Origin of the sequence: Bifidobacterium aesculapii, assembly GCF_001417815.1 — a bacterium.
In the GTDB taxonomy this organism is placed as follows: Bacteria; Actinomycetota; Actinomycetes; order Actinomycetales; family Bifidobacteriaceae; genus Bifidobacterium; species Bifidobacterium aesculapii.
On record NZ_BCFK01000043.1, the window covers coordinates 1 to 16,142 of the forward strand.

At 66.7% G+C, this 16,142-nt stretch carries 13 protein-coding genes; 1 reads left to right on the forward strand and 12 read right to left on the reverse strand.

Annotated features, from left to right (window positions below):
- Window positions 1–318: 318 nt before the first annotated feature.
- From BFAL_RS06260 to BFAL_RS06315, 12 genes are all read right to left on the reverse strand, one after another.
- The gene (locus tag BFAL_RS06260; protein WP_055427567.1) at window positions 319–810 is read right to left on the reverse strand and encodes an S-ribosylhomocysteine lyase; all 492 of its coding nucleotides are present in this window, start codon (window positions 808–810) and stop codon (window positions 319–321) included.
- Window positions 811–878: 68 nt separating this feature from the next.
- Window positions 879–2,936 (reverse strand): RecQ family ATP-dependent DNA helicase, encoded by a 2,058-nt coding sequence (locus tag BFAL_RS06265; protein WP_055427568.1) that lies wholly within the window; start codon window positions 2,934–2,936, stop codon window positions 879–881.
- A 198-nt stretch (window positions 2,937–3,134) separates the two neighbouring features.
- Entirely contained in the window at window positions 3,135–4,319 is a 1,185-nt protein-coding gene (locus BFAL_RS06270; RefSeq protein WP_055427569.1) for a cystathionine gamma-synthase, read from the reverse strand.
- Between the two features lie 171 nt (window positions 4,320–4,490).
- Window positions 4,491–5,516: a pyridoxal-phosphate dependent enzyme gene (locus tag BFAL_RS06275; protein ID WP_055427570.1), complete on the reverse strand. Its 1,026-nt coding sequence runs from the start codon at window positions 5,514–5,516 to the stop codon at window positions 4,491–4,493.
- 584 nt (window positions 5,517–6,100) lie between these two features.
- Window positions 6,101–7,036, reverse strand: coding sequence for a hypothetical protein (locus BFAL_RS06280; protein WP_160319047.1), 936 nt, complete (start codon window positions 7,034–7,036; stop codon window positions 6,101–6,103).
- Window positions 7,033–7,953 (reverse strand): ATP-binding cassette domain-containing protein, encoded by a 921-nt coding sequence (locus BFAL_RS06285; protein ID WP_055427572.1) that lies wholly within the window; start codon window positions 7,951–7,953, stop codon window positions 7,033–7,035. Before BFAL_RS06285 ends, BFAL_RS06280 begins: the two co-directional genes overlap by 4 nt.
- Window positions 7,950–8,318, reverse strand: a complete 369-nt coding sequence (locus tag BFAL_RS06290) for a GntR family transcriptional regulator (RefSeq protein ID WP_055427573.1) — start codon at window positions 8,316–8,318, stop codon at window positions 7,950–7,952. Before BFAL_RS06290 ends, BFAL_RS06285 begins: the two co-directional genes overlap by 4 nt.
- A gap of 373 nt (window positions 8,319–8,691) precedes the next feature.
- Complete coding sequence (locus BFAL_RS11800) at window positions 8,692–9,714, reverse strand: ABC transporter ATP-binding protein (protein ID WP_306345423.1); 1,023 nt, start codon at window positions 9,712–9,714, stop codon at window positions 8,692–8,694.
- Between the two features lie 119 nt (window positions 9,715–9,833).
- Window positions 9,834–10,694 (reverse strand): ATP-binding cassette domain-containing protein, encoded by an 861-nt coding sequence (locus BFAL_RS06300; protein ID WP_055427574.1) that lies wholly within the window; start codon window positions 10,692–10,694, stop codon window positions 9,834–9,836.
- Window positions 10,694–11,656: an ABC transporter permease gene (locus tag BFAL_RS06305; protein ID WP_082440426.1), complete on the reverse strand. Its 963-nt coding sequence runs from the start codon at window positions 11,654–11,656 to the stop codon at window positions 10,694–10,696. The genes BFAL_RS06300 and BFAL_RS06305 overlap by 1 nt, the downstream gene beginning before the upstream one ends.
- 110 nt (window positions 11,657–11,766) lie before the next feature.
- Entirely contained in the window at window positions 11,767–12,735 is a 969-nt protein-coding gene (locus BFAL_RS06310) for an ABC transporter permease (protein ID WP_055427575.1), read from the reverse strand.
- Between the two features lie 48 nt (window positions 12,736–12,783).
- Complete coding sequence (locus BFAL_RS06315; RefSeq protein ID WP_055427576.1) at window positions 12,784–14,469, reverse strand: ABC transporter substrate-binding protein; 1,686 nt, start codon at window positions 14,467–14,469, stop codon at window positions 12,784–12,786.
- A 304-nt stretch (window positions 14,470–14,773) separates the two neighbouring features.
- Here BFAL_RS06315 and BFAL_RS06320 point away from each other — a divergent pair, with 304 nt between their 5' ends.
- Window positions 14,774–16,084 (forward strand): proline-rich domain-containing protein, encoded by a 1,311-nt coding sequence (locus BFAL_RS06320; RefSeq protein WP_152973573.1) that lies wholly within the window; start codon window positions 14,774–14,776, stop codon window positions 16,082–16,084.
- Window positions 16,085–16,142: the final 58 nt, after the last annotated feature.

Consider the following 16,142-nt stretch of genomic DNA (forward strand, 5'->3'; position numbering starts at 1 on the left):
GCCGCCCCTTCGCGGGGGATCCCCGTTCGCCGCCATCAGGGCGCGCGCATGCTCGTAGATCTTCAGCAGGGGCGGCAGATCATGCAGGGTCGCATGACGGACCCGACGGCCCGACGGCCTGCGCGTCATATTCGGATGGATCCCCGCCCCCCCCCCCCCCAGGCCGGCCCCCCCGCCATGCCGGTTGCCGGCGGGACGACCGGCGGTTAACTGTCGGCAAACCTACCATGCCGTAGGCACAACGAAGCCCGTCCGCCTGTATGGCGGACGGGCTTGCGATCGTCGCGGGCCGGACGCCCTGCGATGTCCAGACGATGTTCAGACGACCTTGCGCTCGAACGGATCGGAGCTGATGCCCTTGGCGAGGATGTCCTTCGCCCATTCCTTCGCGGTGAACAGGCTGTGGTCGCGGTAGTTGCCGCAGCTTTCGATCGTGGTGGCCGGCACATCGTCCCACGTGGCCTCGTAGGCGATGAACTCCAAAGACTCCTTGAGCGCCTTGGCGACCTCCTCGGTGGGATGCTCGCCCCACGTGAGCAGGTGGAAGCCGGTGCGGCAGCCGAACGGCGAGCAGTCGATGTAGCCGTCGATGCGCTCGCGCAGCAGCACGGCGATCGTGTGCTCGATCGTGTGCAGGCCGCCGGTCGGGATCGCGTTCTCGTTCGGCTGCACGAGACGCAGGTCGTAGTTGGAGATCACATCGCCGTGCGGCCCCTTCTCCGTGTCGATGTAGCGCACGTACGGCGCCTTCACCTTCGTGTGGTCCAGCTGGAAGCTCTCCACCACGGGCTTGTCGGACTTGTCTGCCATGTTTGCCTCCCATTGGTCATCCATAGGTCATCCGTTGGTCGTTGCCCATCGTAGTCGCGCGCCGCCCATCATGCACCGTCCGAGCCATATGCGGCGATCGCGTCCATGAACCGTCTGCCGTACTGTTCGAGCTTGCGCTCGCCCACGCCGTTGACGGCGAGGAACTGCGCGTCCGTGACCGGCCTGATGCGCGCCATGTCACGTAGCGCTCGGTCGGAGAACACGATGTACGGAGGCTTGCCGATCTCCTGCGCGATCGTGCGGCGCAGCGCGCGCAGACGGTCGAACAGCGCCTCCTCGTCCTCCCCCGGCACGTAGGCGTCGGCGTCGAGCGGACCTGACGTGCCGGCGGCGCCGAACACGGTGGACGACGGCTCGCCCGCACGCCGCGACGGGCGGCCGCGGCCGTCCTCCCCCGCACGCGGCGCACGACGGTCTATGCGCTTGATCTCGTAATGGAAGTCCGGCGCGACGGTCTGCGCCGCACGCGGCCCGAACCCCACCAGCGGCAGACGCCCGTCGCCGATGACGAGGAACCCGTCGGTCGCCATCTGGCTGAGCACGTCGCGCACGCGAGCCTCGGGCGTGTCCTTGAGCATGCCGAAGCTGGGCATGCTCCGCGGGTTCAGCCATGCGAGGTCCTGAGCCTGCGAGCCGCGCAGGATTTTCACGATCTTGCCGGAGCCGAGACCGCGGCGCACCGGCGCGGGCGTGGTCTCGCGGCCCTGTTCGTCATGGTCGAACATCACGTCGTGCACGCAACGGCTGATGGCGCGCGCGACGTCGGTCACGTCGATGGTGGTGAACGTGCGTTCGCAGTTCGCGCACGCGCCGCACTTGACGGGCGTGCGCGGCGCGGCGCTCGCCCCCGGCGCGCCGGACGGCCCGTCCTCCTGCCCGAAGTAGCGCGTCATGTAGCGATGCAGACATTCGGTGGTGCGGCAGTAGCCGATCATGGCGTCGAGCAGCCGGCGACGGTTGCGCCGCGCGAACTCCTGCTCTTCGGGCGTCATGCGTTCGTTGTCGCCGCCGTTGTCGAGCAGGCGACGTCGCGTGACGATGTCCGATTCGTTCCATAGCAGCGTGCAGCGGCTGGGTTCGCCGTCACGGCCGGCGCGCCCCGCCTCCTGGTAGTAGGCTTCGATGGATTCGGGCATGTTGTGGTGGATGACGTAGCGCACGTTCGACTTGTCGATCCCCATGCCGAACGCGTTCGTCGCGACGACCACCTGCACGCGGTCGGTGACGAAGTCGCGTTGCGCACGGTCGCGCATGCCCGCGTCCATGCCGCCGTGGTAGGCGACGGCGACCGGAGCGGAGGACGCGGCGGCGCCGTCCGCGGAGCGGCGATGCGGCACGGACATGTTCAGCGTTTCGGCGAGCGCTTCGGTCTCCTTGCGCGTGGCGCAGTACACGATGCCGGATTCCTCCGGGTGGGCGGCCACGTAGTCCACAATCCAGGAGGCCTTGCGTTTCGTCTCCATGGCGATGACGTCGAAATACAGGTTCGGCCGGTCGAATCCGGTCACCGTGACGCTCGGCGAGACGAGTCCGAGCAGTGCGATGATGTCGCGCCGCACCTTCTCGGTGGCGGTGGCGGTGAACGCGCCGACGACCGGGCGCGTGGGCAGCGAGCGGATGAAATCGCCGATGCCGAGATACGAGGAGCGGAAATCCTGCCCCCATTGGGAGACGCAGTGGGCCTCGTCGACGGCGACGAGCGAAATCGGCGTATGCGCGGCGAAGTTCCGGAACCTGCCGGTGGCGAGACGTTCCGGGGCGACGTAAAGCAGTTTCAGCCGGCCGGCGGCGGCCTGCGCGAGCACCATCGACTGCTCATCCGGTGTCTGCGTGCCGTTGACGAACGCGGCGGACAGACCGATGTCGTTCAACGCGTCCACCTGGTCGCGCATGAGGGAGATCAGCGGCGAGATGACGAGCGTGACGCCCGGCAGGAGTACAGCGGGGATCTGGTAGCACACGGATTTGCCGGCGCCGGTGGGCATGACGGCGAGCACGTCATGCCCGGCCGACAGCGCTTCGACCACGCCGGATTGGCCCGGACGGAACGAGTCGTAGCCGAAATACCGTTTGAGCGCGTTCTCCGCCGCCGTGGAATCAGTCATGTCTCCACCATACATCCCGGCGATCTCACGCCCCGCGCGCCCGCGCCGCGCGCCGCACCCCGCGCGCCACATACGCGCCCTCCCCCCATGGTGCGGTAACACCATTTCTCCATAACGGCGGTATTCCGCCATTGTGGACTACCGCACCATGGGTGATTCACCGCACCATGGGAATCAGAGGGTGGGGAATAGGGGGAATCAGAGCGCCTTGAGGGCCTGGTCGAGGTCGGCGATGAGGTCGTCGGCGTCCTCGATGCCGACCGAGATGCGGATCAGGTTGTCGGGCACCTGCAGCGTGGTGCCGGCCACGGAGGCGTGGGTCATGGCGGCGGGCACCTCGATGAGGCTTTCGACGCCGCCGAGCGATTCGGCGAGCGTGAAGATGCGGGTGTGGTCCACGAAGCGCTTCGCCGCCTCACCGCCCGCCGCGAGCTGCACGGAGACGATGCCTCCGAATCCGCCGTGCATCTGGCGGGCGGCGATCTCATGGCCCGGATGGGATTCGAGACCCGGGTACCAGACGCGTTCGATCACGTCGGAAGGCTGGGATTCGAGCCACTGCGCGACCTTGAGCGCGTTGGCGGAATGACGCCTGACGCGCAGGTCGAGGGTCTTGAGTCCGCGGATGTCGAGCCAGGAATCGAACGGGGAGGGCACGGCTCCGGCGGCGTTCTGCAGGAACGCGACCTGTTCGCGCGTCTCGTCGTCGTTGAGGACGACGGAGCCGCCCACCACGTCGGAGTGCCCACCGATGTACTTGGTGGTGGAGTAGACGACCACATCCGCGCCGTCGTCGAGCGGATGCTGGAGCGCCGGCGAGGCGAAGGTGTTGTCGACGACGACCTTCGCGCCGTGCCGGTGCGCGATGTCGGCGGTCAGGGCGATGTCGGTGATGTTGAGCAGCGGGTTCGACGGGGTCTCCACCCACACGTACCGGTACGCCTTGGCGGCGAGCGCCTCCTCCACCGCCTGCGGATCGGTGATGTCGACCACGTCGAGGCCGACGCCCCACGGCACGAACACCTTGGCGAGCAGACGGTAGGTGCCACCGTACACGTCGTTGCCGAGGAGGATGTTGTCGCCGGGCCTGATGGTGGAGCGCAGGAGCACGTCGATGGCGGCGAGTCCGGAGGCGAAGGAGAGCGCGTACTTGGCGCCTTCGACGGCTGCGAGCTGCTCGTCGAAGCTGGTGCGCGTGGGGTTGATGGAACGCGAGTAGTCGTGGCCGCCGCGCAGGCCGAGCACGCCGTCCTGCTTGAACGTGGAGGTGGCGTAGATGGGCGTGACCACGGCGCCGGTGGTCGGGTCGGGCTCCTGGCCGGCGTGGATGGCGCGGGTGGCGAGGGCGTCGCCGGCGAACTGGGCGTTGTACTGTGCGGACATGATGGTTCGGTTCCTTTCGGTCATGCTGTCTACGAGGGTATGGCAGCTGCCCCGCGCACGTGGCGCGGCTCGGTATCGGTTCTGTTGATTGCGGGCTATAAGAGTGGGTTCGATGGGGCGCATCGGCGGCGGCGATGGTACGCGGCGGGCCGCCCCGGTCGGGGTTCCGGTTCAGTGCAGGTACTGTTCGGCGAGCGACGGCCTGGAGGTGCGTTCGACCACGTCGCCGTAGCCGTTGGCGTGCATCCAGTCGTCGTTGAAGATCTTCTCCAAGTAGCTGCGTCCGGAGTCGGGCGCCAGGACGACGACCAACCGGTCTTCGCCGAGGTCGTGCGCCTTCGCGTACTTGATCGCGCTGGCGACGGCCATGCCGGAGGAGCCGCCGACGAGCAGCGCCTCCTCGGCGGCGAGACGGCGGGTCATTTCGAACGCCTCGGCGTCGTTCGCCTTGACGATCGAGTCGGGGACGGAACGGTCGTAGGCCTTCGGGTAGAAGTCCTCGCCGACGCCTTCGATGTCGTACTGGTGCACGTCGGCCGGGTCGGCCGCGGAGTAGATGGAGCCTTCCGGGTCGGAGCCGACCACGACCACATGGCCGTCGGACGCCTCCTTGAGGTAGCGTCCGGTGCCGGAGATGGTGCCGCCGGTGCCGATGCCGGCCACGAAGTGCGTGACCTTGCCGCCGGTCGCCTCCCAGATCTCGGGTCCGGTGGTCGCGTAGTGGCTTGCGGGTCCGTTCGGATTGTCGTACTGGTTGGGCCGGTATCCTCCCGGAATCGCCTTGGCGAGGCGCTCGGCCACCTGATAGTAGGAGCGCGGGTCGTCGGGGCCGGCGTCGGTGGGGGTGACGACCACTTCGGCGCCGTACGCGCGCAGTACGGCGCGCTTCGATTCGGAGACCTTGTCCGGCAGGGTGAAGATGGTGCGGTAGCCACGCTGCTGCGCCACCATCGCGAGTCCGACGCCGGTGTTGCCGGACGTGGGTTCCACGATCACGCCGCCGGGCTTGAGTTCGCCGGAACGTTCGGCCGCGTCGATGATGCGCGCGGCGATGCGGTCCTTCGAGGAGCCGCCCGGGTTCATGTATTCGAGTTTCACGGCGATGGTGGCGCGCACGCCGTCCTCGGCCGGGATGCGGTTGAGTCTGACGAGCGGAGTGCCGCCGATGAGTTCGTCGATGCTGTTCGCGATGGTCATGGTCGTCTCGTTTCCTTGTGGTTGGGGTTGGTTCAGGGTTTCAAGGGATTGGTTGATGGAGCCGGATCGTGGACCGACGTTCCCTGACGAGACGATCTGTGGTTGCGTGTGATGCGGGCGTTCGGGTGCGTTGCGGATGGTTCCGGAGGTGTTCCGAGAGTGTGTCCGAGGAGACGGATTTCCATACACGTTGTTCCGTGCGTGTTTTCCGTTCAGGTATCGGTGCCCCCAACGGCCCGATATCCGTTCGATGATTCCGCGGAACCGCCACGCAGACCTTCTGCGGCGTATGATGCAGAAACCCTGCGGCCGATCGCCGCACTCGAATGCCCTATCTCAAGTTATGCGTCACTGACCGTTCGCCCGGGGGCGTCGGTTAGCGACAACAACACAAGAGAATCTGCATGCCTCACACCATACCATCCTCCACCCGGGCGGTGTGTCGCATCCACTGCAACAGTCCACATCATGGACATCCAACTCTTGGCCGCAACCAGCCGAACACAACGAACCAGACGATGAACGCCGCGGACTTCCGGTAGGGAAATCCGCGGCGTTCCAACGATTCCAACGTGCCGACAGATTCAGACGAGACCCCGTCGGGAGTCATGGACCTCGCGCCGCAGGGTGAGACGCAGAACGATCAGCACGCATACGGCGAGCAGCACCAGCGATTCCACGAGCGGAATCCACGCGATGTACAGGTGCCGTTCGTTCCAGTTCGGCATGTAGCGGATGACGTCGCCGGTCATGGCGGACGCCACCCAGTACACCGTCACGGAGCTGTTGAAGAGGAACAGTTCCATGCCCGCCACGCATGCCGCGACGGTCACGCACACGCCCGGCACGACGCGCCGCATGCCGCCCTCGCACACCCATACGACCGCCGCGCCGGCCAGCATGCCTAACGCCGTAACCATCAGCATCAGCGCGAAGCATGCCATGGCCAGGAACAGCCATCCGCCCGGAATGATGCCCGACGTCTCCTCGATGCCGCCGGTGGATGTCGGTATGAGTTGCCAGGCGTACAGGAACCGGTAGGAGAACGGCATCATAATCAGATCGTTGCCCCACAGGGAGTAGGCCCTGCTCCAGACGCTGCCGCTGACGATGCGGCTCTGATCCACGAGCGCGATCTCGGCCAGCGTCATCGCACCGGCGGACAGTGCCGCCGCGATGGTCCCGCACAGCGCCGGCGCGGCGACCAGCGGACGTCGCGCCACACCATGGCACAATTCGGGTCCCACGAACGCCACGAACCAGATCACGCCGCCCGCGAAGAGCATCCCTCCCATCAACGATTCGACGTTCGAGGCGCCGCCGTTGCCCAGCCAATCGGCGAACAACGGCACACGCGGGAACCCGCCGCGCAAGGCCGCATACCGTGCGACCGCTCCGGCCATCGCCAGAACCGCACCCACGCCGACCATCGCCGCATACAGCAGCGCGCAACGCCGCGCCATGACCCGGCCCTGCCGTCCCGATCGAATCGTCTTCTTCGTCACGTCCATCGCCGTCACCGTTCCTTTCCGTCCACAATGTCCGAGATCCGCCCGTCGCCGGCGGCAGTCCGAGCGTCATCGGCACCGGTGACGCGGATGAAATAGTCCTGCAGTCCGAGACCGCTCACGGCGATGCCGTCGGGCACGTCGCGCGCGTCGACGCCGCCGCGCACGGTGACGGTGACGAGGCGCCCCATACGTTCCGTCGCGACCGGCTGCAATCCTTCGGCGGCGACGAACGCCGCCACGCGCGCGTCGTCGCCGACGAGGACGGTGGCGCGAGACGCGACGTCGCCGGCGTCGAACACGTCGACGACGCGGCCGCGGTCGAGGATGACCGCACGTTCGACGACCTGCGCGACCTCGTCGATGATGTGCGTGGAGACGACGATGACACGCGGGCGCTCCGCATACGATTCGATGAGCAGACGGTAGAAGCGTTCGCGGTTCGCCGCGTCGAGACCGTTGACCGGCTCGTCGAGCAGCACCACGTCGACCGGCAGGCACAGTGCGGCGACGAGACGGACGATCCGCCGCCGCCCGAGCGACAGGCCGCCGTACATGGCCGCCGTGTCGATGCCGAACTCGGCGAGCATGCGCGCCGCGGATTCGGCGTCGATGCCGCCGTAGTAACGCCCTTCGTTACGCAGGAACGCGGAAACGCGCGGCGGCATCAGGAACGGCGTCGTCTCGTTGGCCAGGTAGATGCGCGCGAGCGCGTGCTCGTTGTCGCGCACGTTCTCGCCATCGAGCGCGACATGCCCGGACGTGGGCAGCAGCCGGTTGGCCATGACACCGAGCAGCGTTGATTTGCCGGCGCCGTTGCGGCCGAACAGGCCGTGGATGCCCGGTTCCAACGCGAGGTTCACGTGGTCGAGCGCCGGAGCGGCGCCCTTATGGAAGATTTTGGTGAGATCGTTGATGACGAGGTTCATGATGCGTACCCCTTGTCGATGATGTCCTTGAGCTCGTCGGCGTCGATGCCGAGCCGCTTCGCCTCGGCGACGAATTCGCGCACGCGCGCGGTGAGGAACTCCTCGCGTTTGGCGTCGCCGGCGCGCCGCCGCGCCCCGCTGGTGACGAACATGCCGAGTCCGCGGCGCTTTTCCAGCAGCCCCTGGTCGACGAGCAGGTTCATGCCTTTGAGCACGGTGGCCGGATTGATCTTGTAGGTGGTCGAGATCTCCGTGGTGCTGGGCACCTGCTCGCCTTCCGCGAAGGCGCCGGCGACGATCGCCTCGCCCAATTGTTCGGCGACCTGCCGGAACAGCGGCGTCGTCCCCGAGAAGTCGAATCGCATATGGCCCCCTCCCGGATCTTCTTGGTTGGTTAGTTAGTTACTTGTGTAACTAACCATATAACCAATCAACCCACCTGTCAATGCGCGGCAATGAGTCATCGCGCCCCAAGCCTGTCAGTGGAGCTTTTGTCCCAAAAGCGTCTGCATCGTCCCAGGCTTGGAACAAAAATGACGCTGAGACGCTTGCCAGCGTCGCCTTTATCCCAAGCTTGGGACGGAAACGACGCGACTAATGGAAATGCCCCGGCAGAACATAACCGGCAGGAGCCTGTACTGCACGCGGTCTGACGGCTGGCCGTCGCAAAGGAAACGCCCCGCGGGGAGACAGCCCACAGGAAGCACCCCGTGGGAAGACAGCCCACAAAGAAACGGCCTACAGGGAGGCGGCGGCGATGAGGCGACGGGTGTAGTCGGACTGCGGGGAGCCGAGGACCTGTACGGTGGTGCCGGATTCCTCCACGCGGCCGTTGTGCAGGACTAGGATGCGGTCGGCGATGTGCCGGACCACGCCCAGATCATGCGACACGATGATCAGCGCGGGCCGTTCGGCTGTGGCACGCACCTCACGCGAACCATCATCTTCGCCGCCACGACCGTTCCCAGCAACCGCAGCAACCGCATTTTCGGGCTTGACGACGACACGCGTCCTACACGCATTGCCGTCATCCGAACCGGCAGCCAAGCGCCCGGCACCGGCATCAACAGCGGCACCATCGGCGACACCGCCGCCGTGCAGGATCGACTGCAGCGTCTCGAGGATCCTCACGCGGGCGGCCACGTCGATGGCGCTCATCGGCTCGTCGGCGAGAATCACCTTCGGTTCGTTGACTATGGCGCGCGCGATGGCGACGCGCTGCGCCTGCCCTCCGGACAGGTCGCACGGGTACCGGTTCAGGAACTCGCGCGGGTCGAGGCCGACGCGGGCCAACGCCTGCACGGTCTTCGCGCCGACTTCGTCGAACGCGTAGCCGAGCGCGCGCCGCCGCAGCCACAACGGTTCGGACACCGACCGTTCGACCGTCCATCGCGGGTCGAGCGAGGAATACGGGTCCTGGAACACGATCGACGATTCCGCACGCAGCGCGCGCATGCCGGCGGAACCGCGCGCAACCGCGTTCCCCCGGTACGCGATCTCACCACCATCGGTCGCCATCAACCCCAGCATGATGCGCGTCAGCGTGGTCTTGCCGGATCCGGATTCGCCGATCACGGCGAGGCACTCCCCCGCACGCACTTCGGCGGACACGTCGAACAGCACCTGGCGGCGGCGTCCGCGCGAGAACAGGCCTCGATGCGCGGCACGGTCGGTGAACGACGCGTCGATATGCCGCGCAACAAGCAACGGTTGAGACGACAGGTGAGACGGTTGAGACGACGGCCGCATGGCCTCAGGCACGGCGGAATCCGTATCCGCGCCCTCAGCCGCAACCACATGCACACCCGGCTCCCCATTCATAGTCACATTCGCAGTCACGGCTTTCACAGTCACGACCTCGTCCATTCCTTCATTCCCACTCACGCGGCACCCCCCTCGGCCGAATCAATCGAATCAGCATCCGCACCCACCCGCTCGGCGCGCAGGGTGAGCACGCGGGCAGAGGAGACGAGTTCCCGCGTCGGCCCCGCCTGTGGTGCGGCGAGCAAATCGGCCGTATGCCCCGATTCGACGATACGCCCCTTATCCAACACGTAGCATCGCATGGTGGCGCGCGAGAGCACGGCGAAATCGTGGGTGATGAACAGCATGGACGCGCCCGCGTCATCCACGAGGGAAACGAGCAGGTCGACGATCGCACGTTGCGTGATCGAGTCGAGCGCGGTGGTCGGCTCGTCGGCGATGATGAATCGCGGCGACGTGATCAGCGCGGCCGCGATGCCGACGCGCTGACGTTGCCCGCCGGACAGTTCGTGCGGGCGTTTGAGCAGTGCGTCCTGCGGCAGTCCGACTTTGTCGAGCATCGCCTTGACGCGCTCCACGCGTTCGGTGAGCGTCAGGTCGTAGTGCAGGACCAGCGGCAGTCCGACGATCTGCGCGACCGTCATCACCGGGTTGAGCGCGCGCGTCGGATTCTGGAACACGGTGCCCACGTACCGTCCGCGCAGGTCCGCGAGCGTGCGCTCGTCCGCGTATGCGGACGTCGCGCCACGCGCGTCGCCGTCCGACGAAAGTATCGCGACGTCGCCCATCGTGATGTCGCCGGACAGTCTCGCCTCACGCGGCAGGAGTCCGAGCAGTGATTTCGCGATCATCGATTTGCCGGAGCCGGACGGACCGATGAGCCCGACGCGTTCCCCGTCGCCGATCGTGAGGTCCACGCCATGCACGATCTCCTTCGCGCCGAACGCGACATGCAGGTCGGAAATGGAAACGGCCATCAGTCCTCTCCTTCCGTTTCGGCGGCCACGCGGCCCATAGCCGCGCTCGTCGCAACCGCACGGTCTGGAACCGCGCTCACCACGGATACACGCCCAGACGCGACGTCCGCCGCGACGCCGGCAACCGCACTCACCGCGACCGTCTCGCGCAGCGCGGCGTTCGCGACCGGGTCGGCGGCGTCGCGCAGGGCGTCGCCGAACAGGTTCAACGCGACGACGACGAGCGTGACGATCAGCCCCGGCCACAGCACCGTCAGCGGGAACACGTTGATGAGTTTGACGGATGTGGCGAGCGAATGCCCCCAACTCGGCACGCCCGCGCCGACGCCCACGCCGAGATACGTGAGGCCCGCCTCCGCGAGCACGGACGTGCCTGCGGACATGGACAGCTGCACGGCCAGCACCGGCGAGATGTTCGGCAGGATATGGCGCACGAGCGCATCGAGGCCGCCGGCGCCGTTCGCGCGCGCCGACTCGACGTACTGCGAACGTGCGGCGAGCAGCGCGGCCGGACGCGCCACGCGCGCGAGGTTCAGCCCGTACGCGATCGAACACGCGCCGACGACGACGCCCGCGGACGCGCCGAACGGCACGGCGAGCAGCAGCGCGATGAGCACGGTGGGAATGGAGATCAGCGCGTCGACGACCGCGACCGACACGGAGGCGAGCACGTTCGATCGCGCGACCATCAGTCCCACGAACAGCAGGCCGATCGCGGCGGAGCAGACGACGGCGAGCGCGGCGATGGCGAGGTTCGTGCGCGAGCCGGCCATGAGCCAGCTGAGCACGTCGGCGCCGGTGCCGTCGGTGCCGAGCGGATGCGCGGCCGACGGCGCGTCCCACACGTGGTAGCCGTCGGTCTTCAGCAGCGGCTGCGGCGTCCAGAACAGGGAGACGCATGCGGTGAGCGCCCACAGCGCGAGCGTGACGAGCGCGTAGCGTCCGCCGCCGCGCGCCCACATCGTGCGCGCGACGACGGCGATGCGCCGCGCTCGCACGCCGCGCACGCCGGTCGCGCGGGTTGCGCCGTCGCCCGTGTCGCGCGTGACGATCATGTCGGTCCGGTTTCCGTTCATCGGTCCTCCTTGTCGTCGGCGAGACGCGGGTCGAGTGCGCGGTGCGCAAGGTCCACCGCGAGTCCCAGCGTGAGGAAGAACGCGGCGAGAAGGAACAATTCGCTCTGCACGGCGACGAGGTCGCGATTGCCGACGTCGCCGACGAGCAGCGCGCCGAGACCGGGCAGGGCGAACAGGTTCTCGACGACCATCACGCCGGTGATCATCGAGGCGAACGTAAGTCCCGCCACGGAGACGAGCTGGGGTGCGGCGAGACGCAGACCGACGCCCAGCAGCGCCTGCGTGCGCGTCATGCCGCACGCCATCGCCATGTCCACCGGGCCGCCGTCCGCCGCGATATCCTCCAACGCGGCGCGCGTGTAGCGCATGATGCCCGCGGCCGCGACGATGCCGGTGGCGAGCGCGGGCAGGATGAGCGAGGCGAACGCGCGGCCGGGCGCGCTCCAGCCGTCCGTGGGGAATCCCTGCGACGGCAGGACGCCGAGCACGCCGATGCCACGGCCGAACAGCAGGAGCAGCAGCAGGCCGCTCCACAGGGCGGGCACCGCGCCGCCCGCGATGGCGAGCACGTGGAAGAATCCGCGCAGACGCGGACTCCGCGTGATGACGGCGGCGCAGCCGAGCGGCAGGCCGATGGCGAGCGCGATGACGAGACCGAGGATGATGAGCGGGAACGTGACGGCGGCGCGCGTGCCGACCTGCGTGGCGACTGGGCGTCCGGTCAGCGCGGACATGCCGAGGTCGCCATGCAGCAGACCGCCCGCCCAGTCGAGGTATTGGACGACGTACGGGCGGTCGAGGCCGAATTCGGCGCGCAACGCGGCCACGCGGGACGCCGTGGCGTTGGTGCCGGCCATGACGACGGCCACATCGCCCGGCAGGATGCGCAGCGCGGCGAACACGAGAACGGAAACGCCGAACAGGGCCGCCGCGAACAGCAGCAGTCGTTTCACCACGAATCGCACGGGAGAGCTCCTTTCGCCGGCATCCTTGACGCTACGGTATGACGGCCGTCACTTGGACGGCGTGTAGGTGACCTGCCACAACGGCAGCACGGTCTGCGAGAGGTTCTGCGGGAAGCCCTCGACGCCCTTCGCGTAGGCGATGGTGACCCTCCAGCTGAACAGCCAGTCGGCGGGCGCGTCCTCGGAGACGATCTTCGCGGCCTCGGCCAGATACTTGGAGGCCTCCTCGTCGGTGGTGGCGGCGAGCGCCTTCGCGTACAGCGCCTGTACTTCCTTGTTGTCGTAGTGGTAGTAGTAGTCGGGTGTGGCCCACTTGTAGAAGTCGTGGCTTTCGGCGTGGTCGACGAGGGAGAGCTCGTAGTCGCCGTTGGTGTGCACGTCCTGAAGCCAGGTGGAGAACTCCACGTAGTCGATCTTCAGGTCGATGCCGATGGGCTTGAGCTGGCTTTTCAGCTGGTCGCCGAGTTCGGTGCCGTACACGTTCGCGTAGGTGAGGGTGAGCTGGAGCGGCTTCGACTCGCTGTAGCCCGCTTCCTTCATGAGCTGCCTGGCCTCGGCCTCGTCATGCGGGTAGACGCCGGTGAGGTCCTCGTAGCCGGGGTCGACGCTGGGGATGGGGCCGCCGAGTTCCGCGTCGACGCCGCCGCGCGAGGCGATGATCTGCTCGTGGTCGGTGGCGTAGCGGATGGTCTGACGCACGCGCTTGTCGGAGAGCTTCGCGTCGGTCATGTTGAACGCGAGCACGAACTTGTCGGAGCCGTCGCCGGATTTGACCACGTAGTCGGGGTTCTTGCGGAACGGGCCGGCGAGGGTGGCGGTGATCGGCGAGAGCACCTGCACGTCGCCGCTCTTGAGCGCGTTGATGCCGGCGTTGTCGTCGGGCAGGAACCGGACGATGACGTTCCCGGTCTTCGCCTTGTGCTCGTCTCCCCAGTATTTCGGGTTCGCCTTGAAGACGATCTTGTCGCTCGGGTCGAAGGATTCGACGGTGTACGGGCCGGAGCCGAGCGCGCCGGTCTTCTCGTCCCAGGTGGCGTCCTTGTCGTAGACGAGGCCGGGGCGGCCGGTCAGGTACCACAGCATGTTCGAGTCGGGGGCCGTGAGGGTGAGCCTGACGGTCTGGGAGTCGACGGCTTCGGCCTTGTCGAGGTTCCTGACCTGATCGTAGTTGTAGTACTTCTTCGCCTTGAGCTCGTTGATGGACCATGCGACGTCTTCCGCGTCGAGCGTGTCGCCGTTGGAGAAGTTCATCTTCCCGTTGAGGTGGAACGTGTAGGTGAGTCCGTCCTTGGAGACTTCCCAGCTTTTCGCGAGTCCGGGGTGGACCTTGTTGTCCGAGCCGCGCGAGACGAGGCTCTCGTACACGTTGCCGATGAGGATCTGCTCGAGCGCGGAGCCGGACTGACGGCGGATGTCGAGGTTGACGGGCGCGAGTTTCAGCCCGATGGAGACGGTGTCCGCCTGTCCGCCGGAGACGGTCGCACCGCCGTCGGTGCCGTTCTGCCTGTTCGTGAAATATGTGTTGACGCCGACGACGAGCGCGACGACGGCGATGACGGCGATCAGCGACCACAGCCACCATTTCGGTTTGCCGCCGTTCTTCGGGTTTCGTGATTTCGCGCGGCCTTCGAGGCTCGCGTCGGTGCTGGCCACGTTCGCCGCGGCCGTGGTCTCGTTCTTCTGTGTCGTATTGGTTGCGCCGGCTGCGCCGTGCGCACCGTTGTCCTGGGACATGGTGTCTTCCTGACTTCTCTCCACGCGTTTGCGGGCATGCTTGCGCCCGGAACCGCGGTTTCGTTGTATTGTGATCGCGATTGATCGCGATTGGCTGTATTTGGTTGTATTTGGTTATCGATGTGGTTGACCGCCCCTGATCGAAGGGGTCGATCACCGCGTATCACTATACGCCTGCCTTGCGCCCGCCGGTATGCGGTCTGTGGCGCTTCGCTCGACATGGCGGTATGGTGTCTGGAAACGGTTCCGATTCCAATGGATGCACCACGTTTGATGGGATGGGACGAGTCAAGGGGGATTCGATATGAGCCAGCCGTATCCGTCACCGCAATACCCGGGCCCGCAACGACCCACCAACGGCCCCTCGTGGCCGGCGAACCCGCAGGGTCCCGCCCAATACCCGTATGGAGGCCCCGCATACACCGGGCAATACCCACCATTGGGCGGGTATCCGCCGAACGGTTACCCGCCCAATGGTTACCCGCCGAACGGGGTTCCGCCGCGCCGGCCCGCGAAGCGCGGCGGAGGCACGACGGTCGCAGTGGTGGTGATATCCGTCGTCGTGGTCATCCTGCTGCTGATCGGTCTCGTATTCGCGGGCATCGTATGGAAGGCGAACTCCCTCGTCGCGGACGTCAACGACTCGTACAGCCGGTCGAACGTCGGCGGCGACGGCACGGGAGACGGCTCCGGCAGCTTCGGGATCACAGGCGACGACGACGGCACGACCGGAACCTCGAGCGACATCGTCCCCTGTTCCGACTCCACCCAATACACCGCCTACTCGCAACTGGTGAACGACACCTACGACAAGTACATGTCGAAGCTCGAGGCCGGTACGATCTTCGATGACCTGAACCTGCCCGCCAATCAGGACTCCGCCGACTACGTGCACGATTTCATTCTCATCATCACCGACCGCAAATCCGCGCTCCGGTTCGGCTGCGAGATCACCACCGACGTGGACGAGCTGGACGACATCTACGAAACGAAATCGAATGAGGTCAAGGAGCTGGAGCGCAAGCTCAACGCGCATGAGGACTTCGGCATCACCATCCGCATCACGCGTTCGGACGGTTCCGTCTACGAATCCGACGGCGGCGCGCCTCCGGAACAGACGATAGACGACGTGGAGGCGGCGATCCGCGCGGTGCCGGTCACGCCCGGCGCGGACGGCACGTATCTGGCCGCCGGCGAGAGCATCGCCAAGGCCGCCGGGTTGTCCGCCAACTACGACTTCCAGCAGATCTACCAGTACTGCATGCGCACCGGCAGCGACGAGTACACGATGGCCGCGTTCTGCTCGGCGAGTCCCAGCGTGGTCTACGTGAACAAGGCGCACGCCGCGTATTCGACGAACATCACCGACCCGTACTACGTGGACGTCATGAAGCACGAGATGGGTCACGCGCTCGTCTTCAAACAATGCGGCACGACCCGCCCGCCGGTCGGCGTGAGCGGCGAGGCGCTGGCCAACAGCTATGCGCTCAAGTATCTCGGCGGCGATAGGGACAATCTGCAGGCGAACATCGACGACTATCCCGAATACACGATGTCGGACGCGAGCGACCGTGCCGCCGAACGCGTGCACAACGGCACCTGCGTGGCGGGATGACGGCGGTTTCGTTTCAACCGAATGACGGGCGGGCGGCGGATGCACACACGCATCCGCC

What these genes read in the sequence shown, in the direction of transcription:
- BFAL_RS06315 (WP_055427576.1), bottom strand. Translation starts at nt 14,469, where the DNA reads ATGTCCCAGGACAACGGTGCGCACGGCGCAGCCGGCGCAACCAATACG.
- BFAL_RS06290 (WP_055427573.1), bottom strand. Translation starts at nt 8,318, where the DNA reads ATGCGATTCGACTTCTCGGGGACGACGCCGCTGTTCCGGCAGGTCGCC.
- BFAL_RS06270 (WP_055427569.1), bottom strand. Translation starts at nt 4,319, where the DNA reads ATGTCCGCACAGTACAACGCCCAGTTCGCCGGCGACGCCCTCGCCACC.
- BFAL_RS06275 (WP_055427570.1), bottom strand. Translation starts at nt 5,516, where the DNA reads ATGACCATCGCGAACAGCATCGACGAACTCATCGGCGGCACTCCGCTC.
- BFAL_RS06265 (WP_055427568.1), bottom strand. Translation starts at nt 2,936, where the DNA reads ATGACTGATTCCACGGCGGCGGAGAACGCGCTCAAACGGTATTTCGGC.
- BFAL_RS06260 (WP_055427567.1), bottom strand. Translation starts at nt 810, where the DNA reads ATGGCAGACAAGTCCGACAAGCCCGTGGTGGAGAGCTTCCAGCTGGAC.
- BFAL_RS06305 (WP_082440426.1), bottom strand. Translation starts at nt 11,656, where the DNA reads ATGTGGGCGCGCGGCGGCGGACGCTACGCGCTCGTCACGCTCGCGCTG.
- BFAL_RS06300 (WP_055427574.1), bottom strand. Translation starts at nt 10,694, where the DNA reads ATGGCCGTTTCCATTTCCGACCTGCATGTCGCGTTCGGCGCGAAGGAG.
- BFAL_RS06285 (WP_055427572.1), bottom strand. Translation starts at nt 7,953, where the DNA reads ATGAACCTCGTCATCAACGATCTCACCAAAATCTTCCATAAGGGCGCC.
- BFAL_RS06320 (WP_152973573.1), top strand. Translation starts at nt 14,774, where the DNA reads ATGAGCCAGCCGTATCCGTCACCGCAATACCCGGGCCCGCAACGACCC.